The sequence below is a fragment of the Streptomyces kurssanovii genome, assembly GCF_040677245.1.
GTDB lineage: Bacteria > Actinomycetota > Actinomycetes > Streptomycetales > Streptomycetaceae > Streptomyces > Streptomyces kurssanovii.
The window spans coordinates 20,165-43,104 of the sequence record NZ_JBFAQK010000050.1; the positions used below are offsets into that span (position 1 = coordinate 20,165).

The following is a 22,940-nucleotide window of genomic DNA, read 5'->3' on the forward strand; positions in this document are numbered from 1 at the left end:
TGCGATGGACGTCGGCACGCATCCGCGTCCACAACACCGTGATCCGGCAACGCGCGCGAGCCGACCGCAACCGAATGGTGTCGTGCGGTGAACATGGCGGAGCCCCCGCCGGCACGGGGCGCCGCACGGACCCGGGAGCCGCGCCGGACCTGGGAGTCGCGCCGGATCCGGGAGTCGCGCCGGGTCCGGGAGTCACGCCGGGTCCGGGAGTCACGCACGGGCGCCGCGCCGCGCCGGCATTCCGTGCCGAGCCGACAATGGGTGAGGGGACATGTCCGACGGACGCCCGCGCATCCCGTCGGCGCGGATACCGGCGGAGAGGAGCTTGCCGACGATGGCCGAACGGCGGTCCGCCCAGCGGCGTGCGCAGGCGGTGCACCGCGCCGTACGGGTCACTCTCGCGGCATCCGCGGGCTTCTACCCCCTCGTGTACGGCCTCCACCGGCCGGAGATGGCGCTCTACGCCCTGTTCGCGCCGGTGGCGCTGGGCGTGCTGTCCCCGATCCCCGGCTCGGGCCGGCAGCGGGCCGCCGTCATCCTTGGGTCGCTCCCCGCGGGTCTGTGCCTCGTCGCGCTGGGGACCGCGCTCGCCGGGAGCACAGCCGCCGCGGCCGCCGGCATGCTGGCCGTCGGCTTCGTCCTGGGATTCGCCGCGATCGCTGGGCCGCGGGCCGCCGGGGCGGCTCCTGGGCTCCAACTGTTCTACATCCTGGCGTGCTTTCCCCCGTACGCCCCCGAAACACTCTGGCAGCGGCTGGCAGGGCTGACGCTCGGCACGGTCCTGTTGGCCCTGTGCGAACGCCTGGTGCTGCCCGCCGCTCGAAATCCCTCCTACCGGTCACGGCTCGCCGACGCGTCAGCAGCCGCGGCGCGCGCCGCGGCCGAGGCGGCCGACGGGACCGCGCCGCCGGACACGGCCGCCGCCCTGCGCGCATCGGGTCTCGGACTGCGCCCCTCACACGTGCCGCCCGCGGAACGCCCCGCCGGGCCGTGGCGCACCGACCGCGCCCTCGCCCAGGCAGGCGCGGCGACCCGGCGGCTGCTGGAACAACTGGCGCGGCTGACCGAGGCCCCTGCCGAGCGGCCCGCCTCCCCCCGCGCCACCGCCGCCGCCGATCCGTCGTCGGCGGGTCTCCTGCGCCTGGTCGCATCCGGCTGCGCCGCCGCAGCCACGTCGCTGCGCTCGGGACGGCCTGCCGACGAACCGGATTCCCTGCGCCGTGCCGTGCGGGAATTCCAGGACACACGGGTGCGCCGCACGGTGGCGCGGCCGGCTCCTGACGTGCCGGAGCTGCGCCACCAGGCCGCCGTGCTCGCCATCGCCGGGTCGGCGGCCATCGCCCGGACCGGCGTCGCGGTCGCCGTCGCCGGCCGGCGCACACCGCCGATCGAGCCCCGCGAACTGTTCTGGTACGCCGACGCTCCCGCCGCGCGCCTGTGGTTCCGTCGGCTGGCGGGCAACACGACGCTCGGGTCCGTCATGTTCCAGAACGCGGTCCGCACGGCGATCGGCCTCGGCACGGCGCGCCTCGTCGCCGGTTCGCTGGACCTGACGCACGGCTTCTGGGTGCTGCTCGCCGTACTGACCCTGGGACGAACCACCGCGGGCGAGACCTGGAGCGCCGTCCGACCGGCGCTGGCCGGCACCCTCGTCGGGGCGCTTGCCGCCGGTGTGCTGCTGTACGGGCTGGGCCGCGAACCGGGCGCCTACGCGGCCGTCCTCGCACCCGCGATGCTCGCCGCGTTCTCCCTGGGCCCCCTCCTGGGTGTGGCCTGGGCCCAGGGGCTGTTCACCCTGGTGGTGGCCACGGCCTTCGCCCAACTCGCGCCCGCCTCCTGGCAGCTCGCGGAGGCGAGGATCGTGGACGTGCTCGCCGGCAGCGCCATCGGGCTGCTGTGCGGTCTGGTCGCCTGGCCCGCGGGCGCGCGGCGCGAAGTACGCCGGAGCATGGCCGCCCTGCTGCGGGCCACCGCGCCGCTCGTCCCCGCCACGGTCGGCGCCGTACTCTCCGAACAGCCGGCCACCGTGCCCGCCGAAGCCACCTGGCACACCCGGCACCGTCTGCGGCTGGCCGAGGCCGCGTACGCGCAGTACCGGAGTGAACCGGACGACCCTGCCCGGCCGTCGACGGACTGGCACGCGGTCCTTCTCACCGCTCAACACGTCCTCATCGGCGCGCACCAGCTCCCCCGGCACGAGCGCACGGGCTCCGGCGTCCCCCCTCCCGCCGCCGACTGGGCCCGTGCGAACGCCGACCGCCTGGCCGATGCCACCCGGCGAGCCGCCGACCGGTGCGACGGCCGGACAGCGACGGCCCCCAGCGGCACGGCCGGTGTGCGGCTGCCGCCCGGTGGCCCGGCGCTGCCCGTTCTCGTCGACCTCGAGCAGTGGTTGGACGGCCTCGCGGAGGACCTGCGGCGGATCGCGCCCGCCGAGCGGCCGGGCGACCGGTCGACATGAGGCCGAACCGCCTCCTGATGTGTGCGATCCCGCTCGGCACGACAATGGGGGTCATGGCACACAGCGCCTCCTTCGGGAGCAACGCGCACTCCGCCCACGAGCACCACTACGGCGAGCACGTGTTCCGTCCCCAGGACGAGGGCGAGGGCGACCGCGTCGATCTGGGGGCGCTCGCCTACGACGCCACGACCATGGCCCGGCTGCGCGAGCTGGGGGTCGGGCCCGGCTGGCGCTGTCTCGACGTCGGCGCCGGTACCGGCACCGTGGCCCGGGCGCTGCTGCGCGAGGCGGGTGCCGCGGAGGTGGTGGCTGTGGACCGCGACGTACGGTTCCTGGCCGCGGAACCGACCGCCGGCCTGATCGCACGTGAAGCGGACATCACCTCGGACGGCTTCGCACCGGGGCACTTCGACCTCGTGCACGCCCGGTTCGTCCTCATGCACCTGCCGGATCCCGGGCGCATGATCGCCCGACTGGCGGCGATGCTCGCGCCGGGCGGTGTCCTGGTCCTCAGCGACGCCGTGGATCTGACCACCCGCGACGCTCCCGACAGCTCCTTCACATCCACTGTGCGGGCCATGTGGCAGGGGTTGCGCGACACGATCGGCACCGACGTGGCCTGGGTGCCGAACTGCCCGCACATGCTCCGGACAGCGGGCCTGGAATCCGTGGCGGCGGAGATCCACGTGCCGCCGCTCGTGTCCGGCAGCCCGATCAGCCGTTTCTGGGCCGAGACCTGGCAGCGGGCCCGTCCCGCGATGACCGCGACAGGGCTCGTCGACGACGCCGTCATCGACGACGCCGTCCGCTGTCTCGACTCCCCCGGCTTCTGCGGGCTTTCGCCCGGCATGCTCACCGCCTGGGGCCGCCGGCCGTAGCGGTCACCGCCGCACCCGCGGTCGTCCGATCCCGTGCTTGGTCCTCGCCCGCATCGAGCGGCGTCGGCGCACCACGGACGGGGTGGTCGCGCAGGCCACGTCGGCCTGTGCGGGCTGTCGTGCGGCAGGACGCGGGCGTCGGCACCCTGAGCACCGGCCGAGGACGAAGCTGCGTGAGCAGGGTTTCGCCGGGGTCTCGCCGCGCAGCGCGCCCCCGGACACGCCTCGTCCGCTCTTCGAGGGACGCGGGGCTGACTGGACGTACGCGTCTGTGGGCAGCAGGGTGTGGTGATGAACGACGATGGAGACGAGACACCGCAGGAGCGGATGGCGAAGGTCGAGCTCTACATGGAGTCGGTCAAGGCGCGGATGGCTCCGGAGGACTTCGAGACGCTGCATCAGGCGGTGAGCGAGATGAGCCGTCTGATCTCCGAAGGACACGAAGGCGTTCTGGAGGCCGGCGACCGTGAGAACTTCGCGGGCGAGGTACAGCGCGAGTTCCTGGCCGTGATGGCGATCGCGACGACCGGGCGGATGGACCACCATGTCATCGACATGCCTGGTCCGGACGGCAGTCCCGGCTACGCGGTCGTCACCCCGGAAGTCGCCAACGACCCTGCGGCCCTCGCGGAAATCCGCCAGCAGATACACCAGTGGACCACCGAGCAGCAAGCGATCAACAGCGAGCTGGACGGCATCGCCCGTGCCAGCGGTATCGACCCTGACGACTGATCCCGCGGCCTCCCGGACGACGACGCGCCGGGTTGTACCGCTGTCCGCGCGGCAAGGGCGATGCCGACGCACGGGCGGCCGGAGGGGGCCCGGCCGCCGGGTCAGGTCAGGCGCCGCAATCCGTTCTCCAGCAGCGCGAACGCGTGTTCCGCGTCATCCACCGCACCCGCATAGCGTTCGTCGGCCGGCTCCCCGTGCGCCAGGCGTTCGGCGTTGTCCTGCGCCAGCGCCCAGTGGACCGCGACGATCTGGACGGCGGCCAACCGCGCCGTGAGTTCCGGAATGTCGGCGGTTTCACGCAACGCCTGGGTGAGTGCGCGTTCGGCGCCGGCCTTGAACCGTTCCATCCGGGCCACCAGCGAGGGCGCGTCGAGGATCATCCGGTGGACCCTCCGCACCTGGGGGTGGTCGTTGAGCCCGGTGATCGGGTCCCGTTCGCGCAGTCCCCGCAGGAAGTGCTCGCGCACCGCGGTGAGCGGGGCGGTGCGGGGCGGACGGGCCCGCACGACGCGGGCGATTTCGGTCTCGTGGTCGGCGAGGCGATGCACCACGAGGTCTTCCTTCGTGGGGAAGTAGGCGAAGAGGGTGCGTTTGGACACCTCGGCCGCCTCCGCCACCTGGGCCACCGAGACCTGGTTGAAGCCGTGTTCGAGGAAGAGCGTGATCGCCGCCTCGGAGATCGCCGCGTGGGTCCGCTGCTTCTTTCGTTCCCGTAGCCCTGGCTTGCCGTCCACGGCGTCATCGTAACAGCGAGTTACCTCCAGCCTATTTCTGCACCTGGTATACATTTACCCCAGGGTAGAGATGGGAACGGAGTGAAGGTGTTGACCGAGATCGAGACCGAGGTCGTCGTCGCGGGCGCCGGCCCGACGGGACTGATGCTGGCGTACGAACTGGCTCTGGCCGGGGTCGGGACCCTGGTGCTGGAGAAGCTGCGTCAGCGCGCAGAGCAGGTGAAGGGCGGCGGGATCCAGCCCCGCACCGCCGAACTGCTGGAGTCGCGCGGGCTGCTGGACCCTTTGCTGCGGCACGCCGTGCCCGGCGAGCCGGCGGGCGGGCACTTCGCGGCCCTGCCCGTGCCGTTGGACTGCACCCCGTGGCGGACCAGGCATCCCTTCCCGATCGCGATCCCTCAGTGGGAGATCGAGGAAGTGCTCGAAGGGCGGGCGATCGCCGTCGGCGCGCGGGTTCTGCGTGGCACCGCCGTCTCAGGCGTCGAGTCCGACGACGACGGTGTGGTCGTCACCGCGGGCGGTCTGCGGGTGCGGGCCCGCTACCTGGCGGCGTGCGACGGTGGCCACAGCACGGTGCGGAGACTGCTCGGGCTGCCGTTTCCCGGCAGGCCCGGGACGCAACAGGCGGTACTGGCAGACATCCGCCTGACCGCCGTGTCGTCGCTGGTGCCGCAGCAGATCGGGCATATGAGCGACCTGACCCGTCATGCGGGTGGTTACTGGGCCATGCTCGTCCCTCTCGGCGACGACCGGTACCGGTTCACCTTCGGGCGCGCGGACCGGACCGACACCACCCGCGACATCGCCGTCACCCCCGAGGAGATCACCACCGCGCTTCAGGCCGTGTACGGCCATGAGACCACCCTCGGCTCGGTGGAGAACTCCTCCCGGTTCTCCGACGCCACTCGGCAACTGGAGCAATACCGCACGGGCCGCGTCCTGTTCGGGGGCGACGCCGCGCACATCCACCCGCCGCTGGGCGGTCAGGGTCTCAATCTCGGTATTCAGGACGCGTTCAACCTCGGGTGGAAGCTGGCCGCGGTCGTCCAGGACCGGGCGCCGAGCGGCCTGCTGGACAGTTACCACGCCGAACGGCATCCGGTCGGAGCCCAGGTCCTGCACCACACGTCGGCGCAGCGGGTCCTGGCAGACCCGAACCCGAGCGAGGACGTGGCCGCCCTGCGTGACATCTTCATCGACCTGCTGCGGCTGCCCGACGCCAACCGCCGTCTCGCGGGGCTGGTGTCCGGCCTCTCGCTGCGCTACGAGCTGTCCGGGGAGCATCCGCTCACCGGCCGGCGCGTGCCGGATGCCGACCTGGTGACCGAAGCCGGTCCCGCCCGGCTGTCGGCGCTGTTCCGCCCAGGGCACGCGGTCCTGCTCGATCTGGCCGGAACCGTCCCGTCCGGACTCCGGCTCCCGCCACGGGTCGACCTTGTCCGTGCCACATGCACCGACGATCTTGGCGCTGCTGCCCTGCTCATCCGTCCCGACGGCCACGTCTGCTGGGCTGCGGACTCCGCCGCCCACGGCGAGAGCCTGCTCGCCGCGATCGCCGGTGGCCTTGCGAAGGTGCACTGAGCCGGTGGGACGGTACGTGGTTCCCGCGGTGCCGGACTCCCGTCTCGACCGGCTCTCCGCACCACCGGCTCGCCGCCGTCTACGGTCCGTCGGGCCCCTTCCGGGCGACGTAGACGGTGTTGGTGGCCGTGCCGTGCTGCAGCGGATTGTCGAAAGCGACGACGTGGGCTTCGGACTGCGTGAACGTGTCCGCCAGCACGGCGCCGAAGCTCTCGTCGGGCGGGTCGTTGGACCACAGGGCGAAGACCCCGCCCGGCCGCAGACGGCCGGCCAGGGCGCGCATCCCTTCCGGCCGGTAGAGCGCCGCGTGACGTGGGTGCAGGACCTGACGGGGCGAATGGTCGATGTCGAGCAGGACGGCGTGGAAACGGCGGTCCGGGTCCTCCGGGTCGAGGCCACCGCCGTCGCCGACGCCGGCGAAGAAGTCGCCGTGAACGAGCCGGCAGCGCGGATCCTCCACCAGGCCGGGCCCCAACGGTACGAGACCGCGCTCGTGCCAGCCGATCACTTCGGCGAGCGCGTCCACCACGATCAGCGAGCGTACCCGGGCGTCGTCGAGGGCGGCCCGTGCCGTGTATCCGAGGCCGAGACCGCCGACGGCCACGTCCAGTCCGGTCTGCGGCAGAGCCGCGAGGCCGAGGCGGGCGAGCGCGATCTCGCCCGCTGTGAAAAGACTGGACATGAGGTACTCGTCGCCGAGCTTCACCTCGTACACGTCGTCACCTGACCGCGGGTCCCGCCGGCGCCGCAGAGAGATGTCGCCCATCGGCGTCGGCTTCCAGTCGAGCTCGGCGAAACGCGCGCTCATCCCTTGCTCCCTTTCTTCGTCGCCGGCTGCCGGGCCGGGCGGTTCATGCGGCCCGGCCCGCGCGGGACCGGCCAGGTTGCGGGCGAGTCGCCGCCCGTAACCCGCGCTCGGCGCCGGTCAGGCGTCGATGATCACCGGAATGATGAGGGGCTTGCGGCGGTAGGTGCGGAAGGCCCAATTGGCCACCGCTCGGGCGATGAGCTGTTCGAGCTGGTGGGCGTCGCCGACGCCTTCCTCCGCCGCCTTGGCCAGGGTCTTCTCGATCACCGGGACAACGGGCTCGAAGGTGGTGTCGTCGTGGACGAACCCACGGGCCAGGAAGTCCGGTGCCTCCGCGAGCGCCCCGGTGTCGGCGTCCACGATCGCGACCACCGTCACCACGCCCTCCTCCGCGAGGGTGACGCGGTCCTTGAGCGACGCTTCGGTGGCGCCGCCGACCGTCATGCCGTCCACGTAGACGTTGCCCGCGGGCACCTTGCCCGTGATCGAGGCGCGCCCGTCGACCAGATCGACGACGACTCCGTCCTCGGCGATCACCACGCGGTCCGGGTCCACGCCGGTGCGCACCGCGAGATCGCCGTTGGCCCGCAGATGACGCCATTCGCCGTGCACGGGCATGACGTTGCGGGGCTTGACGATGTTGTAGCAGTAGACGAGTTCCCCGGCGCTGGCGTGGCCGGAGACATGGACCTTGGCGTTGCCCTTGTGGACGATGTTGGCGCCCCAGCGGGTCAGGCCGTTGATCACCCGGTAGATGGCGTTCTCGTTGCCCGGGATCAGGGAGCTGGCCAGCAGGACCGTGTCCCCCTTCCCGATGCGGATCACATGGTCGCGGTTGGCCATACGGGAGAGTGCGGCCATCGGCTCGCCCTGCGATCCCGTGCACACCAGGGCGATCTTGTGGTCCGGCAGCTGTTCCAGCTCCTTCATCCCCACGACCAGCCCGGAGGGGACCTTCAGATAGCCCAGATCACGGGCGATGCCCATGTTGCGGACCATCGACCTGCCCACGAAGGCGACCTTGCGCCCGTGCTGGTGCGCTGCGTCGAGCACCTGCTGGATGCGGTGCACATGGCTGGCGAAGCTGGACACGATCACGCGCCGGGGAGCGGTGCGCATGACCTGCTCGATCGCGGGGTTCAACTCGCGTTCGGACGTGGTGAATCCGGGTACTTCGGCGTTCGTGGAGTCGGTGAGGAACAGGTCCACGCCCTCCTCGCCGAGCCGGGCGAAGGCCCGCAGGTCGGTGATCCGGTCGTCCAACGGGAACTGGTCCATCTTGAAGTCACCGGTGTGCAGCACCATGCCGGCACCGGTACGGATCGCCACGGCGAGGCTGTCCGGGATGGAGTGGTTGACGGCGACGAACTCGCAGTCGAAGGGGCCGAACCCGCGCCGGTCGCCCTCGCGGACCCGCACGGTGCGCGGCCTGATGCCGTGCTCCTTCAGCTTGGCCTCCAGGAAGGCCAGGGTCAGCTTCGATCCGACGACCGGAATGTCGGACCGCTCGCGCAGCAGATAGGGTACGCCCCCGATGTGGTCCTCGTGCCCGTGTGTCAGGACGATGCCCACGATGTCGTCCAGGCGGTCGCGGATGGAGGTGAAGTCCGGGAGGATCACGTCCACTCCGGGCTGTGTCTCCTCGGGGAACAGGACGCCGCAGTCGACGATCAGCAGCTTTCCGGCGTGCTCGAACACCGTCATGTTGCGGCCGATCTCGCCCAGTCCACCGAGCGCGACGACTCTCAGTCCTCCTGCCGGCAGCGGAGGAGCAGCTTTCAATTCGGGATGCGGATGACTCATACCCTGACGCTACCGACAGTCCGTGGGAAGTGATCCACTGGGGATGGCACGGAGACACGGTCCACCGCAATGGACGGCGGTGCTCCGGCCGACCGTCAACGGCCCCGACCAGGTGCTCCTCGGCGCCGAAGCCGACGTGCCTGTGGTCAGGACGATGTCGCCGCTGACTGCGGCGGGAACGAACGTGCCCTTCCCGTACCGACCGGCCTGCCGTATGCGCACGGCTCCGCCCCGGCCGACCGCCCCGGGCCGCCCCGGCGGTGGGCCGACCAGCGACGGGTCCTCCGGGCCGGGACCGGGGTATCCCTCGCGAGGGTGACGCCGGAGCGGCCGCTGGGGTGATGTCGCTTCGCGGCAGGAGCCCCGGACCTCGTCGATCTCTCGATTCACCGGTTCGGATCGTTTGAATGGCCACCTCGACCGAGGTGGGTTTCTCTTGAGGCGGACCGCAACAGCGTTCGACCGGGAGGTGGCCGATGTACAACATGTGCGCCGAGCACGTAGCGACGGAGACCGGCACCGGCCTCCTGTGGCATGCCGTCGACGGCGACGGCAACACCATGTGCGCGCGGATCTTCAGCGTGGCACCGGCACCGGAGGGAGCGAACGACCGTGAGGACTACTGCCGCAGCTGCATGAGCGCCGTCGGTGACGCGGTTCGCTCTTCTCCCGTCGGGGATCCACGCAATCCGGCTGTGGGAGGTCAGCCCCATGGTCAGTGACACCTCCGAGCAACTGAACCGGCACGGGCGACCGAACGAGCACGGGCCGAGGCTGGTCACCCGGTGGCGCGAGTCGGCAAGCCGGCACCTCAGCCCCACGAAGAGATCGCTGATCGTGACATGGATCGCGTTCGGCGTCACGTGGGGAACCGTGCGGACCATCACCCACGGCATCCGCGGCGGTTGGCTGCCCTGGGGGAACATCTCCGCCGGCGGCCGGCACCTGCACCACTACAACATCGGCATCGGCACCCTCGCCTGCATCGGGATCATCGCCGTACGCGGCGACGAACGCGCCGTCGGCCACCCGGCCGTCGCCGCCGCCTACGGCGCAGGAACGGCGCTCATCGCCGATGAATTCGCCCTGCTCCTCGACCTGCAGGACGTCTACTGGGCCAAGCAAGGACGCCTCAGCGTGGACGTCTCCCTCGGCGTCCTCTCCGTACTCGGCGCCTATCTGACCGCCGTGCCGTTCTGGCACGAGTGCGCCCGGGTGACCCGCCACCACATCGCCTCGGCCGCCAAGCGGAGCCTGACACCCGCCGCCTGAGCCGCCCGGGCCGCCACTACGCCGGTGCGAGCACGGCCGGGTCAGGTTCGGACGGCGCGAGCTGCCTGTTCGAGGGCGGACCGCGCCTCACGCACGGTCCTCTGCACGATCTCGCGGGCCGAAAGGACGTCGTGGACGAGCGCCGTCGACTGACCTGTGAACGGCAGGTACTCGTCTCCGCGTCCTGCCCGCACGGCCTCCATCACCCGCGGCACGGTCTCGGCCGGGTCGACCTGTTCGGGGTGCTGACGAAGGGCGTCCACCAGCGGCGTACGCAGCGACCGCGGCACACCGAAGCTGCCGGGTCGATTGAACGGCGGCATGATCCGCTCGTTGTTGATCACTTTCACCGCATCGACGGCGTCCGAATCGACGATCCGCTGCTTCCACTCGTCCGACACGCTCATCTCCGCCGAGGCGAGGAAGCGAGTCCCCATCAGAACGCCTTGCGCGCCGAGGGCCAGTGCCGCCGCCAAGCCACGCCCGTCGGCGATCCCACCGGCGGCGATGACGGGGGTGTCCCCGGCCATGTCGACGATCTGAGGCACCAGCACCATCGTGCCGACGTCACCACCGTGACCTCCCGCCTCACCGCCCTGCGCGACCAGGACATCGGCACCGGCCTCAAGGGCCGCGGCCGCCTGACGGGCGTCGGACACCTGCTGGATCCACAGGATGCCCGCGTCGTGGGCCCGGGCGATCAAGTCGGGCGGTACCGCGAGGTGGAACGAGACAGCGGCGGGGCGCTCCTCCAGTGTCGCCTGAAAGGCGTCCTCGTCGAACGGCCGCGTGGTGTGGTTGATCGCGAACGGGCGATCCGTCAGCCGCCGTAGCCCGGCCCATTGCTCCTTCAGTTCAGGGACGGCACGCAATGCGCTGCCGAGGCTGCCCATACCTCCCGCCTCACACACCGCTGCCGCCAGCGCCACCTCTTCCCAGGGTCCGAAGGCGGCGCAGAGGACAGGTACATCGATACCGAGCAGTTGGCAGACGGGCGTCGACAGCATGTGCGCCTCCGGCAGCATCCCAGAGCGGACGTGGAGGCTTCCTCCTCGACGCCGCTCCTGACCATGGCCATCATGCCCGCGGCAGCCGGAACGCTGCCCGGACGACGACGGCCGGGGGCTGGTTCCGCACGCTCAATCAACCATTCGGTGGCAACCCCACGCGCTGTCTTCCGGCTCGCGCCTGTGGAGAGGGAGACCGGTGAGGCCGGGGAGCCCCTGGCCGGGCGGCAGTGTCGTCGGTCAGGCACGCGTCGACTCCTTGCCCGAATTCAAGCCGGCACAGCCCTGCCCTGTGGCTGGAATTGGTGCCATGCTGTGCGGCAGGTTCCCCCTGATCAGGGGCGATCCCCCGCCGTCCCTCCCGCCCTCCCCACGGGAGGGCCGACGCCTGCGCTCCCGTCATCGCGGCCCGATGTCCCCGTGTGCGTACGCCGGGTGCCCATCGGCCCGCCGGCTGCGCATGCCCGTGGCCTGCCGCCCGGCTAGTGTCGAGAAGCACGCTGAGCAGCTGAGAAGGCCTTCCGTGCCGCTGCGGCGTTCGCTCGGGTTCGAGGAGCCGGAGCAGAGCCGGGGTCGCGGGCTTCGCGGTTGACCAGCGCCTGCCGTGCCGGATGGACGGTCTCCTCCCGGGAGTCAGGACCTGCGGCACTCCCAGTCCTCCGACATCAGAAGGGGCGTGTCAGCGTGGCCCGGAACCGCCGTCTCATCCTGAGCTCACCGTCCGAGGTATGGAGTCTGCTGTCCGACGGCCGTCGCTACGGGGAGTGGGTGACAGGAACGCAGCAGGTTCTCGCCGCGGACCCGCACTGGCCGGAAGTGGGCGCCCGCCTGCAAGTCCGCGTCGGCGTAGGCCCCTTGACCCTCGACGACACCTGCGTCGTCCGCATCTGCGAACCGCACCACCGCCTGGAACTGGAGGCGAAGGCGGATCCCCTCGGCGCGGCCCGCATCGCCATGAACCTGATCCCCTGGGGCGAGAACACCCTCTTCATCCTCGACTGGCACCCTCTGCGGGGCCCCGGCACCCGGATGCACGGCCTCCCCGTGGACTACGTCGTCGCGATCCGCAACGGCATGATGCTGACGAAGCTGGCCAGGATCGCGGTACGTGAGCACGGCGAGGCCCGTGAGGCGCCGGTTCCCCACGGCCCCGCCCGTCACTGACGCCACGGACCGCACCGCCGTGCCCCCGGCCAAGACCGGTACGGAAGCTCTGACACCGGCGAGCCGCCGGCGGGGGCGGCCGGCCGGTCATGTCACGGCTGTTCGGGCCCCGCCTCGCTCTCCCTCGCCAGGTTCGAGTTCCGGTACGAGTAACCGAAGTAGATCACCAGGCCGATCGCGAGCCACACCGCGAACCGGAGCCAGGTCTGCCACGCGAGGAACGTGATCAGCCAGAGCGAGAACGCGACACCGATCGCCGGGACGAACGGCATCCCGGGACAGCGGAATTTCCGCGGCAGGTCCGGCTGCCGGTAACGCAGCACGATCACCGCGATGCACACCACCACGAACGCCAGCAGAATGCCGATGTTCGTCAGCTCCGCGGCCTCGCCGATCGGCAGGAATCCGGCGATCAGCGCCGAGCCCACCCCGACGATCCACGTCACCCGCACCGGCACGTGCCGCGTCGGATGGGTCTTCGCGAACCAGCGCGGCAGCAGCCCGTCACGGCTCATCGAGAACCACACCCGGGTCACCCCCAGCATGAACGTGAACATCACGGTGAGGATGCCGATGATCGCGCCCACCGCGATGAGGTTCGCGAGGCCGGGCAGCCCCACCGACTCGAAGGCCGTGGAGAAGCCGCTCTCCGGGTCGATCTCCGAGTAGTTCTGCATACCCGTCAGCACCAGACAGGCCAGCACGTACAGCACCATCGAGATCGCCAGCGAGTACATGATCGCCTTCGGCATGTGGCGCTGCGCGTCCTTGGACTCCTCGGCCGCCGTCGACATGGCGTCGTACCCGAACACCGCGAAGAAGACGGTCGCCGCACCCGTGAACGCCCCGCCGACGCCGTACGGGAAGAACGGGTTGTAGTTGGCGGTGTCGATGTGGAAGAAGCCGACCACGATCACCAGCAGGACGACCAGGACCTTCAGCACCACGACGACCGTCTCGAACCGGGCCGCGTTCTTGATCCCGAGGGTGAGCAGGTACGCGGTGAACAGGCACAGGACCATCGCGAACAGATCGACCTGGTGCCCCTCCCCGGTGCCCGGCGCGCCCAGCATCCACGCGGGCAGGTCCACCCCGAGCGCTCCCAGGAGAAAGCCGAAGTAGCCCGAGATCCCGATGGCGACGACCGCCACGATCGCCGTGTACTCCAGCAGCAGGTCCCAGCCGATGAACCACCCCGCCAGCTCGCCGAGCACGGCATAGCCGTAGGTGTAGGCCGAACCCGCCTTCGGGATCAGTCCCGCGAACTCGGCGTACGAGAAGGCCGCGGCCGCGCTCGCCACGCCCGCGATCAGGAACGAGACGAGCACCGCGGGCCCCGCGGTGCCGTTCGCGACGGCGCCAGCGAGGGCGAAGATGCCTGCACCGATGATGCCGCCGACACCGATGGCCGTCAGCTGCCCGAGGCCGAGCGTTCTGGTGAGCTGCTCGCTCGGAGCGCCTTCTTCGATCTGTTCGATGGGCTTACGGCGCAATACGCCCTGACCCGTCCGGAGCCCTGCCATGAGTTCACCTCTTCGCAGACTGCTGTCGTCCGATGGCGGCTCATGATGGCCCAGGCCGGCCGCCGGCGGGAGACGACATGCGGTGCCGCTGAGGTGACGGTTCCGGGGAGGTTCGCCGGACACCACCGTCACGGACCGGCGCCCGGCCCGCGCCGCGTGGGCCTCGTGATCCGAACGAGAGGTCCTAGATGTCCACGGTCCTCATGCCGGCCTCGTCGTAGCGCTCGCCGGCCGGCTCGGGGAGCTCGGCGGCGATGCGTGCGAGATCCTCCTCGGTCAGTTCGACGTCCAGCGAGGCCGCGTTCTGCTCGAGGTAGCTGCGGCGCTTGGTGCCCGGGATCGGGACGAGGTCGTCGCCCTGTGCCAGCACCCAGGCGATCGCGAGCTGCGCCGCTGTGACGCCCTTCTCCGCGGCGATCTCCTTCACCTTCTCGGCGAGCGTGAGATTCGTCTTGAGGTTGTCGCCGGTGAAGCGGGGGCCGCTGCGCCTGAAGTCTCCTTCGTCGAGCTCGTCCGGCGAGGAGAACCGGCCCGCCAGGAAGCCGCGCCCCAGCGGCGAGTAGGGGACGAACCCGATGCCGAGCTCGCGGCAGGCGGGCAGTACCTGGGCCTCCGGGTCGCGGGTCCACAGCGAGTACTCGGTCTGGACCGCCGTGACGGGGTGGACGGCGTTCGCGCGCCGGATCGTCTCCGCCCCCGCCTCACTCAGACCGATGTGGCGTACCTTGCCCTCCGCGACCAGCTCCGCCAGGGCACCGACGGTCTCCTCGATCGGCACGCGGGGGTCGACACGGTGCTGGTAGTACAGGTCGATGTAGTCCGTGCCGAGCCGTTCGAGTGAGCCGTGGACCGAACTGCGTACGTGTTCCGCCGAACCGTCCTGCCGCCCGACCGTGCTCATGTCGCCCGGGACGGCATCGTCCATCCGGTAGTTGAACTTCGTCGCGATCACGTACTCGTCCCGGTGTCCCCGGACCGCGCGGCCGACCAGCGTCTCGTTCGTGAGCGGCCCGTACATCTGCGCGGTGTCGAGGAAGGTGACACCGATCTCGAGTGCGCGCCGGATGGTCTCGACGCCCTCGTCCTCGTCCGTGGAACCGTAGAAGGCGGACATCCCCATGCAGCCGAGACCGATGGCGGACACCTCAAGGTCCCGAAGCTTGCGCTGCTTCATGGTCATCGAAGCCTTTCGTCGCTGTCTTGATCTTCTCTTCGGTGGGCGAGACGCGCCCTGGAGCTCGCCGCGCGCTTCCGCGGCGCGTCGTCCCTCGGCACAGCGCACTCCGCGCCCGCGGCCTCGCCGTCCCGACCGCCCCACGTACCAAGGGAGCGGCAGATCCCGCGAGTCGGCATCTCGAAGCCGTGACGTGGCGCTCGGCGCGACGGCATGGGAAGGCCGGGGCACCGCGCTCGGTGGGGCCGTGCACCTTCTCGGTGGGGCCGTGCCATGAACGCTAGGTCTTTGTGTGCACTCCAAGTCAAGGACCGCTCTGCGCCTGCCGCCGAAGCCGCGCCGGTTCGGCCGGTCGGGTCGGGTTCGGGTCGGTCGAGTCGGGTCGGGTCGAGTCGGAGAGGACGTTTGCGTGCGGCCGTGATCCGGAGCAGCGTGGACATGGATGACGGCGCGGCACCGCGGCGCCGGTGCTTACGACCTCCGGCGGGCCGCTGCCGGAGCGAGGAGGAGAGAGCGATGACCACACGCGATGGGAGCGCGCAATCCGTGCCGGTCGTACGCCGCGGGTCCGAGACGATCGACAGCGTGGTCTGGGAGCCGAGTGAACGCTGGGTGCGTGCCACGAAGGGGGACGTCACGGTCGTGGACAGCCGCCGGCCGGTGCTCGTGTGGGAGCCCGGTCGTCCCGTACCCCTGTACGCCTTCCCGGCCGGTGACGTGCGTATGGATCTGCTGCGGGAGACCGTGCGGCCGGCCAACCCCCGGCGTCATGGGGGCGCGACGCTCTTCTACGATCTCGTGCTCGCCGACGGGACAATCCCGGCGGCGGCCTGGACCTACCCCGGTGAGGAACTCGCGGGTCACGTCTGTTTCGAGTGGTTCGGGCGGGACGTGCTCGACCACTGGTACGAAGAGGACGAGGAGATCTTCGTGCACCCTCGCGATCCTCATAAGCGGGTGGACGCCCTGCCCAGCAGCCGGCACGTCCAGGTGGAGATCGAGGGCACAGTCGTGGCGGACACGCGGACGCCTGTCCTGCTGTTCGAGACGCACCTGCCGGTCCGCTACTACTTCCCTCGCGAGGACGTCCGCCTCGAACTCTTCACTCCGACCGGTTCGCGGACCCGCTGCCCGTACAAGGGTGTGGCGACGGACTACTGGTCGTGGGCGGGCAGCGGCGACGTACGGCCCGACATCGCCTGGAGCTACCCCGATCCGCTGCCTTCTGTGGAGATCATCAAGGACCGGGTGGCCTTCTACAACGAGTCCGTCGACATCGTCGTGGACGGCGAGCGCCTGAAGCGCCCCGTCTCGTTCTTCAGCACGCCGTCGCGCGGTGCGTCCTGACGCAGGGGTCGCTGACACCGGGCCGTACGGCGTGACGACCGCCTGCCGTGCTCGAACGGCGAGGCCCCCGCCGTTCGAGCACGGCAGGGGCCTCGCGCCGATGCGCCGACCTTTGGCAGTGCGTCTGTCAGGCCGTGCCGAAGTTCTGGGTCCAGTAGTTGTCGGGCTGCGCGAGGCCGACGCCGATCTCCTTGAACCCGCAGTCGAGGATGTTGCGCTTGTGGCCGGGACTGGCCATCCAGGCCGCCATGACGCTCTCGGGAGTCGCATAACCGTAGGCGACGTTCTCGCCGTACGTGCTCCAGGTGTATCCGGCGCGCGTGATCCGGGCGCCCGCGTCGGATCCGTCGGAGCCCGTGTGGGACATGTTCCGGTGGGCCGCCATGTCCTCGCTGTGAGCCTGCGCGGCCTTGGTGAGCTTCGCGTTCAACGTCACCGGGGAGCATCCGGCCTTGCTGCGCTCGCTGTTGACGAGCGCCACGACGCGGGACACGTTGCCGGAGGCCGGCGCGTCCGTGGCCGGAGCGGTCGACGGTGCGGTCGGCTTGGGGGTCACCGGCTCGGGCGCTGTCGGCTTGGGCGCCGTCGGCTTCGTCGCGGTGGGCTTGGGCGCCGCCGGCTTCGGGGTGGTAGGCGTCGTGGTGGGGGTCTGCGACCCGGGCGTGGTCGGCTTACGGTCCCCCTTGCGCCCGTCCCACCGCCGGTCGGCCCTGTCCCTGTCCCTGTCCCAGCGACGGTCGGAGTCGTCCCCGTCCCACCGCTGGCCGGAATGCGCACTCTGCCACCTGTCGTGGGACCGGCTGTCCTGGCTCCCCTGCCCGTCCATACAGGCCATGGCGACAGAGGGCACGCCCACGGCCGCCACGGCGACGGCGGCGATGGTTATCTTCCGGTAGTGCGTCGTTCTGCGGTGCTTGCTCATGTGTGACCTCAATTGTCATCGCGGAGCGCCACCGAGATCTGTTGGCCCGGCCCGTCTGTGTGCGACCTGCGGCGGCGCCGTTTGCGGGGCAGCCATTGTGAGGACGGCCGCGCGCGGAGGGCAACGAGCGCCGGCTACTACCTGGGGTCGTAGATCCGGGCCGTCCTTGCCATGAGCGCGAGGCCGTGCTGGCCCGCACGCGGAACCTTGCGGACCTTTTGACGCACCGCCAAAAGACGTTCGCCGCCGGGTCGGCGGGCACATCCGCGAGGAGGCGGGAAGACCGTCGAACGATGTGCGGGGTATGTCCCTACCGAAAGGGACAAATAACCCTATGTCACCAAGGGTGACATCTACTATCGACCCTCCTTGTGTCCCGAATCCGCTGTGGCACATGTCACGGAACCATTGATTCCGCTTCACCTCGACCCGGCGCGGCAGGGGCATGCCCCCGCCGCGCCGGTCGTGCTGCCGCCATCACCGCCATGGCTTCCGAGCATCGCCTCGGGCCCCTGGCGACCAGGTCCCTGTCCCGCCCATGAGGGCGGTCATGGCCGAGCGACGCGCGGATCGGCACCGTCCAGGACCACGCGGCGTAGTCATACCGGCTGGGTGTCGAGCGCGGCGATTCGCTGGTGGGTGGGCTGGTGGCCGGGTACGGGACGGGCGCATCCGGGTGTCTGCCGACCGCCAGGAGGCGACGTACGCTGGAACGCATGACCGAGCGCAAACCGCCGGGCGTCAGCTTCGAGTCCTGGGTCGACAAACAGATCCGCGAAGCCGCGGAGCGCGGCGAGTTCCGTGATCTGCCTGGCTTCGGCCGGCCCCTTCCCGCCGCCGGGGACGCCTACGACGAGATGTGGTGGATCAAGGGGAAGATGCACCGCGAGGGGCTCGGCTTCCTTCCGCCGACGCTCGCACTGCGCAAGGAGGCGGAAGAGGCACTGGAGAAGGCCGCGCGGGCACCGTCGGAATCCACGGTCCGGCGCATCGTCGAGAACATCAACCAGAAGATCGCGGCAGCGATCCGCCGGCCACCGCCCGGGCCGCCCCTCGGGCTGAAGCCGTACGACGTGGAAGCCGTCGTCGACGAGTGGCGGCGCGGCCGCACCTGAACTGCGCAGCCGCGGCCCCAGCTCCCGGCAACCGCGGAACCGGCCCTGGAGCCCGACTCGTCACCCTCGGCCGCAGCGCCCGCCGCCCGGTCACATGGGCTCGGCGCCCAGCCACGACGCAACCGCACGCGCGATCGGCAGCCCCGTCTCCAGCTCCACGAAACCGAACTGCCCGCCCTGGTTGCACTCGAGGAACCACCACGTGCCCGTCGAGTCCTCCGCGAAGTCGAAGGCCCCGTAGGCGAGTTCGGCCTGCTTCTTGTACGCCTCGACGGCCCTGGCGATCTGGGCCGGCACCTCCACCGGCTCCCACTCGTGGCCCGTGTCCCCGTAACGGCCGTCGACCTGACCCGGCTCCGCCGCCTTGCGGGCGGCGAAGTGCTGGTCCCCCACACTGGTCAACCGGACATCGGCACGCTTGGCGACATAGCGCTGCAGCAACGTCGGCGCCGCGGCCACACCGGAGAAGTCGGCGTCCGGCGGCACGAGCGTGGTCGGCAGCGCCATCGGCGGATCCCCCGGCGACTTCCCGGACACCGACTTCACGACCACGTTCCGGTACTGCTCCGCGAATTGACGGGCCATCGACGGATGGGTGGTGAGCAGCGTGGCCGGCACCGGGAAGCCGCTCTGGTGCGCGACGCGCAACTGCCACGGTTTACGCCGGGCCTTGGCCGCGGCGCTGGGATGGTTCATCCACCGCGCGCCCGTACAGTCGAGCATTCCGTACAGGGCGTGGGCGGTCTCGACGCTCAGCCATTCGGAGGGTTCGGCGGCGTGGGCCGCCGGTTCACCGGGCCTGCGGATCCAGACGGACCGCAGGCCCTGCATGCTCGCCACACGGCCGCCGATCGACAGGTAGCCGCGGAACTCCCCCCGCACGTACTCCGCGGAGAGAGCGCCTGTGCCAGGGAGGTCGGCGGGGTCGAACCGGACGAGCGGGACGCCCTGTTCGTGCAGTTCCGCCACGACCATGTCAGCGGTGACATCCGCCTCGCACGTGAGCACCAGCACTGTCACGTCGCACGCCGGTCAGTCGTCGAAGTGGGTCGCGGAGCCGGCCTTGGAGGTCGTCGTCCCCGCAGCGGCGAGCAGACCCCGGTCCATGATGGCGGGCCTCCCGTCGGGCAGCACGTTCAACTGCAAGGCGGCGTCGTACGCATAGGGCTCGATACCCGTGGCCGGCTCGGCGGGGCGTGCGTAGTTCCACGCGAACGGTTTCATGTCTGATCCTCCCCTGCCCGTGCGCGCCTGCCCGGGCTCCTCATGTGACAGTACGTGTTTGAGAAGTAATGGTTTCATTACGCACCGTGACCATGTGAATGCTGTTCCTCTGCGGCTCCCCCACCTGAGGCCATCGGCCGACAGCTCCGCGGCGGCACCCCCGCCGCCCCTTCGCTGCCTTCCGCTGCCTCCCGGCGCCGTCAAGACAGACGCACCATCAGCCCCACAGGTTTCACAGCATGGCCCCAACGTGACCCAGACGACACTCCAAACCTCCTCGATTCAGGACATCCCGGCGAACGGGTGGGCCGATCGGCGTCGGAGCTTCAAGTCGTGCCGTCGGGGCAAGCGTTCGTCGAGGATTCCGTTTTCGATGGATCAGCAAGGAATGGTGCACTGATGAGCGAATACGAGCGTTCCCACACGATGCCCGCCCTCCCCGAGCATGTCTACGACCAGGCGGCCCGAGTGGACCAGCTCGACAGCTGGCTGCCCGAGGCCCTGCACGTCAGGGCCGAGGAACTGCCCGCGGTCACCGTGCACGAGGACCGCACGGACGAGGACACCCCCGCGCTGCTGAAGGCCGAGAAGGACCAGATGCGGGTCGAGTGGGGAACGCGGAACGGGGGCGCCTACGCCGGATGGCTCCAGGTCGCCGGAATCGGCTCCGGCGCCAGCGAGGTCACCGTCCACCTGTCGTTCTTCGACGAGTCGCACGACCCCGGGGAGAAGGCCGTGAACGACGCCCTCGACCAGAGTCTGAGGCGGCTGGAGGAGCAGGTGCGGATCAGGGTCGAAGGCGCCGCCGGCTGAACCACCTGCTCACCTCGAAGGCGCCGCCGGCCGAGCACCAGAAGCCGCTCGGACCGGACGCGCCGCCGGCCGACCCCTGAGGAGGACGACCGTCCCGTTGCCCTCCCCCGGGGCCCTGACCCGGCGGGGAACCGGCGTCGGCCGGCACAGGTCAGGACGAGCAGCGTTCCAGCGCGTCGCGGGCCGCGTCCCGCGCCGCCCGGCGGTCGTCGTCGACGAGGCCGATGCGGGTACGCCGGTCCAGCACGTCCGATTCGTCGAGGGCGCCCTCGTGCCGTACCGCCCAGACCAGTTCGGCCCTGGTGACGGGGTGGCCGGGGACGACGGGCGCGGCCAGGGCCGGGTCGTCGAGGCCGAGGGCGTGGACGGCCGGTGCCTCCACTCCGTAGCGGCGGACCAGGCGCCGGGGCGCGTCGAGCCTGGCGAGCACGCCGGGCGGGGCGGCCCCCACGAGCGGCAGGGCGGCCGTGCGGCTGGGGCCGGCGCTCACGCCGCCCGCGACGAGTGCGGCGTCCACGGCGTCCTGGGCCATGCGCCGGTAGGTGGTGAGCTTGCCCCCGACGACGGTGACGACGCCGCCGGCCGAGGTGAGGATCGCGTGCCGGCGGGAGATGTCGGCCGTCCGGCCGGGTCCGGCGGAGCCTGCCGCCGGGCCGGTGTCCAGGAGCGGCCGAAGGCCGGCGAAGGCGCCGACCACGTCGTCGCGGCGCAGAGGTGCGTCGAGGGCCGAGCCGAGGACGTCGAGGAGGAAGCCGATGTCCGTCTCCGGCACCTCCGGAACGTCGGGCACCGGCCCGTCGACCGGTTCGTCGGTGAGTCCGACGTACACCCTGCCGTCGCCCTGCGGCAGGACGAGGACGAAGCGGTTGGACTCCCCGGGGATCGGGATGTGCATGCCGGCGGTGAGGCCGCCCAGGTCCTCGGAGCGCAGCACGAGATGGGTGCCGCGGGAGGGGCGCAGCCGGACGTCGTCGACCAGGCCGCCCGCCCATACGCCCGCGGCGTTGATGACGGTACGGGCCCGGATCTCCAGTTCCTCGCCGGTGAGTTCGTCGCGGACGCGGGCGCCGGTTCCGCTCACCGCGAGTGCGCGGGTCCGGGTGAGGATGTGGGCGCCGTGGGCGGCGGCGGTTCTGGCGACGGCGGTCACCAGGCGGGCGTCGTCGGTGAGTTGGCCGTCCCAGGAGAGCAGGCCGCCGCGCAGCCCGGTCGGGCGGAGTACGGGTGCCATGTGCCGGGTCTCGACGGCGGAGAGCGTGCGGGGCGCGGGGAGGGTGGTGCGCGAGGTGCGGGCGGAGGCCCGCAGGAGGTCGCCGGCGCGTAGCCCCGCCCAGGTCACGGCGGCCTGGCCGCGGGAGACGAGTGGGGTGAGCGGCAGGACGAAGGGCTGGGGGCGCACGAGGTGGGGGGCGGTGCGTTCCATGAGGATGCCGCGTTCGACGGCGCTCTCGTGGGCCACGTCGAGGTGGCCGGTGGCGAGGTAGCGCAGGCCGCCGTGGATGAGTTTGGAGCTCCAGCGGGAGGTGCCGAAGGCGAGATCGTGGGCGTCGATCGCGGCGACGGTGAGTCCGCGGGAGGCGGCGTCGAGTGCGGCTCCGGCGCCGGTGGCTCCGAGGCCGACGACGAGGACGTCGACGGTGGCGCCTTCGGCGAGTCGGGACAGTTCGCGGCTGCGGCGTCCGGCGTCCAGGGACGCCGCCCGCGGCCCTTGGAGCGGGGACCCGGCTGCCGCCCCGGCGGCACGGTCGGGGCGGCTCGAACGGCTCGGGCGGCTCATGGTGTGAGGGTCCTCTCCAGGATGGTCCGCAGTTCGTCGAGGAAGGCCGTGTCGGCGAGTTCGGGCTCGTCCTCTTCGGTCATGGTGCGCAGGGAGAGCGTGAAGGACTGCACGACGAGGAGCAGGGACCGGGCCTGCCGGTCGGGGTGGGACCGGCGCACGGAGCCGTCGGCGTGCCCCTCGGCCAGGCCGCCCGCGATGAGTCCCAGCAGCGCGTCCTGACTGGCGCCGCGGCGGTCGAGGACGTACGGGAGCAGCAGCTCGGGGTCCACGTCGATGATCTTGTGGAAGAGCGGGTGGGCGCGGAAGGCGGTGACGCCGGCGACCAGCCCCTCGACCAGTCTCCGTCGTGCGGGTGCGCCGGATTCCGGGGCCGGCATGGCGCCGACGGCGAGGGCGATCCACTCCCTGGTCATGAGGTCGCCGACGAGGGTGCGCACATCGGGCCAGCGGCGGTACAGGGTCATGCGGGAGACCCCGGCGCGCCGGGCGATGTCGGTGAGGGTGGTCCGGCGTACGCCGACGGCCAGGACGCAGTCGCGTGCCGCGTCGAGGACGGCGTCTCCGTCCGAATGGTTGTGACGAATGGGCGTCATCTGTCACAG

The 22,940-nt window shown here is 71.1% G+C and carries 20 protein-coding genes; 9 read left to right on the forward strand and 11 right to left on the reverse strand.

The window, feature by feature from the left end; genetic code table 11:
• Window positions 1–334 precede the first annotated feature (334 nt).
• The 3 genes from AB0K36_RS26675 to AB0K36_RS26685 all read left to right on the forward strand — a co-directional run bounded on the left by AB0K36_RS26675 (window position 335) and on the right by AB0K36_RS26685 (window position 4,071).
• Window positions 335–2,461 carry an FUSC family protein gene (locus tag AB0K36_RS26675; protein ID WP_364599165.1) on the forward strand — a complete coding sequence of 709 codons (2,127 nt, stop codon included), beginning with the start codon at window positions 335–337 and terminating at the stop codon, window positions 2,459–2,461.
• A gap of 53 nt (window positions 2,462–2,514) precedes the next feature.
• Complete coding sequence (locus AB0K36_RS26680) at window positions 2,515–3,339, forward strand: class I SAM-dependent methyltransferase (protein ID WP_364599167.1); 825 nt, start codon at window positions 2,515–2,517, stop codon at window positions 3,337–3,339.
• A gap of 291 nt (window positions 3,340–3,630) precedes the next feature.
• Entirely contained in the window at window positions 3,631–4,071 is a 441-nt protein-coding gene (locus AB0K36_RS26685; protein WP_364599170.1) for a hypothetical protein, read from the forward strand.
• Between the two features lie 101 nt (window positions 4,072–4,172).
• Here AB0K36_RS26685 and AB0K36_RS26690 read toward each other — a convergent pair whose 3' ends face one another.
• Window positions 4,173–4,805, reverse strand: coding sequence for a TetR/AcrR family transcriptional regulator (locus tag AB0K36_RS26690; protein ID WP_364599173.1), 633 nt, complete (start codon window positions 4,803–4,805; stop codon window positions 4,173–4,175).
• Window positions 4,806–4,886: 81 nt separating this feature from the next.
• Between AB0K36_RS26690 and AB0K36_RS26695 the strand changes: the two genes are divergently transcribed.
• Window positions 4,887–6,386 carry an FAD-dependent monooxygenase gene (locus AB0K36_RS26695; RefSeq protein WP_435877938.1) on the forward strand — a complete coding sequence of 500 codons (1,500 nt, stop codon included), beginning with the start codon at window positions 4,887–4,889 and terminating at the stop codon, window positions 6,384–6,386.
• A gap of 79 nt (window positions 6,387–6,465) precedes the next feature.
• Here the strand turns inward: AB0K36_RS26695 and AB0K36_RS26700 are convergent, their stop codons facing one another.
• Entirely contained in the window at window positions 6,466–7,194 is a 729-nt protein-coding gene (locus AB0K36_RS26700) for a spermidine synthase family protein (protein ID WP_364599179.1), read from the reverse strand.
• A gap of 117 nt (window positions 7,195–7,311) precedes the next feature.
• The gene (locus tag AB0K36_RS26705) at window positions 7,312–8,997 is read right to left on the reverse strand and encodes a ribonuclease J (RefSeq protein ID WP_189472259.1); all 1,686 of its coding nucleotides are present in this window, start codon (window positions 8,995–8,997) and stop codon (window positions 7,312–7,314) included.
• 711 nt (window positions 8,998–9,708) lie between these two features.
• On the opposite strand from AB0K36_RS26705, the gene AB0K36_RS26710 reads away from it, so the two are divergent.
• Window positions 9,709–10,269 (forward strand): hypothetical protein, encoded by a 561-nt coding sequence (locus tag AB0K36_RS26710; protein ID WP_364599182.1) that lies wholly within the window; start codon window positions 9,709–9,711, stop codon window positions 10,267–10,269.
• Between the two features lie 41 nt (window positions 10,270–10,310).
• Here the strand turns inward: AB0K36_RS26710 and AB0K36_RS26715 are convergent, their stop codons facing one another.
• Window positions 10,311–11,276: an NAD(P)H-dependent flavin oxidoreductase gene (locus tag AB0K36_RS26715; RefSeq protein WP_364599185.1), complete on the reverse strand. Its 966-nt coding sequence runs from the start codon at window positions 11,274–11,276 to the stop codon at window positions 10,311–10,313.
• 684 nt (window positions 11,277–11,960) lie between these two features.
• Between AB0K36_RS26715 and AB0K36_RS26720 the strand changes: the two genes are divergently transcribed.
• Window positions 11,961–12,440 carry an SRPBCC family protein gene (locus AB0K36_RS26720; protein ID WP_364599188.1) on the forward strand — a complete coding sequence of 160 codons (480 nt, stop codon included), beginning with the start codon at window positions 11,961–11,963 and terminating at the stop codon, window positions 12,438–12,440.
• 92 nt (window positions 12,441–12,532) lie between these two features.
• On the opposite strand, the gene AB0K36_RS26725 is transcribed toward AB0K36_RS26720, so the two are convergent.
• Both AB0K36_RS26725 and AB0K36_RS26730 read right to left on the reverse strand, forming a co-directional pair.
• Entirely contained in the window at window positions 12,533–13,963 is a 1,431-nt protein-coding gene (locus tag AB0K36_RS26725) for an amino acid permease (RefSeq protein WP_364599191.1), read from the reverse strand.
• A gap of 184 nt (window positions 13,964–14,147) precedes the next feature.
• Window positions 14,148–15,137: an aldo/keto reductase gene (locus AB0K36_RS26730; protein ID WP_364599230.1), complete on the reverse strand. Its 990-nt coding sequence runs from the start codon at window positions 15,135–15,137 to the stop codon at window positions 14,148–14,150.
• A gap of 516 nt (window positions 15,138–15,653) precedes the next feature.
• On the opposite strand from AB0K36_RS26730, the gene AB0K36_RS26735 reads away from it, so the two are divergent.
• Complete coding sequence (locus AB0K36_RS26735) at window positions 15,654–16,484, forward strand: DUF427 domain-containing protein (protein WP_364599194.1); 831 nt, start codon at window positions 15,654–15,656, stop codon at window positions 16,482–16,484.
• 127 nt (window positions 16,485–16,611) lie between these two features.
• Here AB0K36_RS26735 and AB0K36_RS26740 read toward each other — a convergent pair whose 3' ends face one another.
• Window positions 16,612–17,406 carry a CAP domain-containing protein gene (locus tag AB0K36_RS26740; protein ID WP_364599197.1) on the reverse strand — a complete coding sequence of 265 codons (795 nt, stop codon included), beginning with the start codon at window positions 17,404–17,406 and terminating at the stop codon, window positions 16,612–16,614.
• 716 nt (window positions 17,407–18,122) lie between these two features.
• Here AB0K36_RS26740 and AB0K36_RS26745 point away from each other — a divergent pair.
• Window positions 18,123–18,521, forward strand: coding sequence for a DnaJ family domain-containing protein (locus AB0K36_RS26745; RefSeq protein ID WP_364599200.1), 399 nt, complete (start codon window positions 18,123–18,125; stop codon window positions 18,519–18,521).
• A 90-nt stretch (window positions 18,522–18,611) separates the two neighbouring features.
• Here the strand turns inward: AB0K36_RS26745 and tgmB are convergent, their stop codons facing one another.
• Both tgmB and tgmA read right to left on the reverse strand, forming a co-directional pair.
• A complete protein-coding gene (gene tgmB / locus AB0K36_RS26750) occupies window positions 18,612–19,541 on the reverse strand; it encodes an ATP-grasp ribosomal peptide maturase (RefSeq protein ID WP_189472245.1) in 930 nt (309 codons plus the stop codon).
• Window positions 19,542–19,553: 12 nt separating this feature from the next.
• A complete protein-coding gene (tgmA, locus tag AB0K36_RS26755; RefSeq protein ID WP_159682530.1) occupies window positions 19,554–19,745 on the reverse strand; it encodes a putative ATP-grasp-modified RiPP in 192 nt (63 codons plus the stop codon).
• Window positions 19,746–20,144: 399 nt separating this feature from the next.
• On the opposite strand from tgmA, the gene AB0K36_RS26760 reads away from it, so the two are divergent.
• Window positions 20,145–20,558, forward strand: a complete 414-nt coding sequence (locus AB0K36_RS26760) for an SRPBCC family protein (RefSeq protein ID WP_189472241.1) — start codon at window positions 20,145–20,147, stop codon at window positions 20,556–20,558.
• Window positions 20,559–20,709: 151 nt separating this feature from the next.
• On the opposite strand, the gene AB0K36_RS26765 is transcribed toward AB0K36_RS26760, so the two are convergent.
• Window positions 20,710–22,335, reverse strand: a complete 1,626-nt coding sequence (locus AB0K36_RS26765; RefSeq protein WP_364599205.1) for a glycerol-3-phosphate dehydrogenase/oxidase — start codon at window positions 22,333–22,335, stop codon at window positions 20,710–20,712.
• Window positions 22,332–22,931 carry a TetR/AcrR family transcriptional regulator gene (locus tag AB0K36_RS26770; protein WP_364599208.1) on the reverse strand — a complete coding sequence of 200 codons (600 nt, stop codon included), beginning with the start codon at window positions 22,929–22,931 and terminating at the stop codon, window positions 22,332–22,334. The genes AB0K36_RS26765 and AB0K36_RS26770 overlap by 4 nt, the downstream gene beginning before the upstream one ends.
• Between the last annotated feature and the right edge of the window lie 9 nt (window positions 22,932–22,940).

Bases quoted from the DNA above. Each gene is read 5' to 3' on its own strand.
- AB0K36_RS26730 (WP_364599230.1), bottom strand. From the start codon at position 15,137: ATGAAGCAGCGCAAGCTTCGGGACCTTGAGGTGTCCGCCATCGGTCTC.
- AB0K36_RS26700 (WP_364599179.1), bottom strand. From the start codon at position 7,194: ATGAGCGCGCGTTTCGCCGAGCTCGACTGGAAGCCGACGCCGATGGGC.
- AB0K36_RS26760 (WP_189472241.1), top strand. From the start codon at position 20,145: ATGAGCGAATACGAGCGTTCCCACACGATGCCCGCCCTCCCCGAGCAT.
- AB0K36_RS26705 (WP_189472259.1), bottom strand. From the start codon at position 8,997: ATGAGTCATCCGCATCCCGAATTGAAAGCTGCTCCTCCGCTGCCGGCA.
- AB0K36_RS26710 (WP_364599182.1), top strand. From the start codon at position 9,709: ATGGTCAGTGACACCTCCGAGCAACTGAACCGGCACGGGCGACCGAAC.
- AB0K36_RS26685 (WP_364599170.1), top strand. From the start codon at position 3,631: ATGAACGACGATGGAGACGAGACACCGCAGGAGCGGATGGCGAAGGTC.
- AB0K36_RS26740 (WP_364599197.1), bottom strand. From the start codon at position 17,406: ATGAGCAAGCACCGCAGAACGACGCACTACCGGAAGATAACCATCGCC.
- tgmA (WP_159682530.1), bottom strand. From the start codon at position 19,745: ATGAAACCGTTCGCGTGGAACTACGCACGCCCCGCCGAGCCGGCCACG.
- AB0K36_RS26715 (WP_364599185.1), bottom strand. From the start codon at position 11,276: ATGCTGTCGACGCCCGTCTGCCAACTGCTCGGTATCGATGTACCTGTC.
- AB0K36_RS26765 (WP_364599205.1), bottom strand. From the start codon at position 22,335: ATGAGCCGCCCGAGCCGTTCGAGCCGCCCCGACCGTGCCGCCGGGGCG.
- AB0K36_RS26680 (WP_364599167.1), top strand. From the start codon at position 2,515: ATGGCACACAGCGCCTCCTTCGGGAGCAACGCGCACTCCGCCCACGAG.
- AB0K36_RS26675 (WP_364599165.1), top strand. From the start codon at position 335: ATGGCCGAACGGCGGTCCGCCCAGCGGCGTGCGCAGGCGGTGCACCGC.
- AB0K36_RS26735 (WP_364599194.1), top strand. From the start codon at position 15,654: ATGACCACACGCGATGGGAGCGCGCAATCCGTGCCGGTCGTACGCCGC.
- AB0K36_RS26770 (WP_364599208.1), bottom strand. From the start codon at position 22,931: ATGACGCCCATTCGTCACAACCATTCGGACGGAGACGCCGTCCTCGAC.
- AB0K36_RS26745 (WP_364599200.1), top strand. From the start codon at position 18,123: ATGACCGAGCGCAAACCGCCGGGCGTCAGCTTCGAGTCCTGGGTCGAC.
- AB0K36_RS26725 (WP_364599191.1), bottom strand. From the start codon at position 13,963: ATGGCAGGGCTCCGGACGGGTCAGGGCGTATTGCGCCGTAAGCCCATC.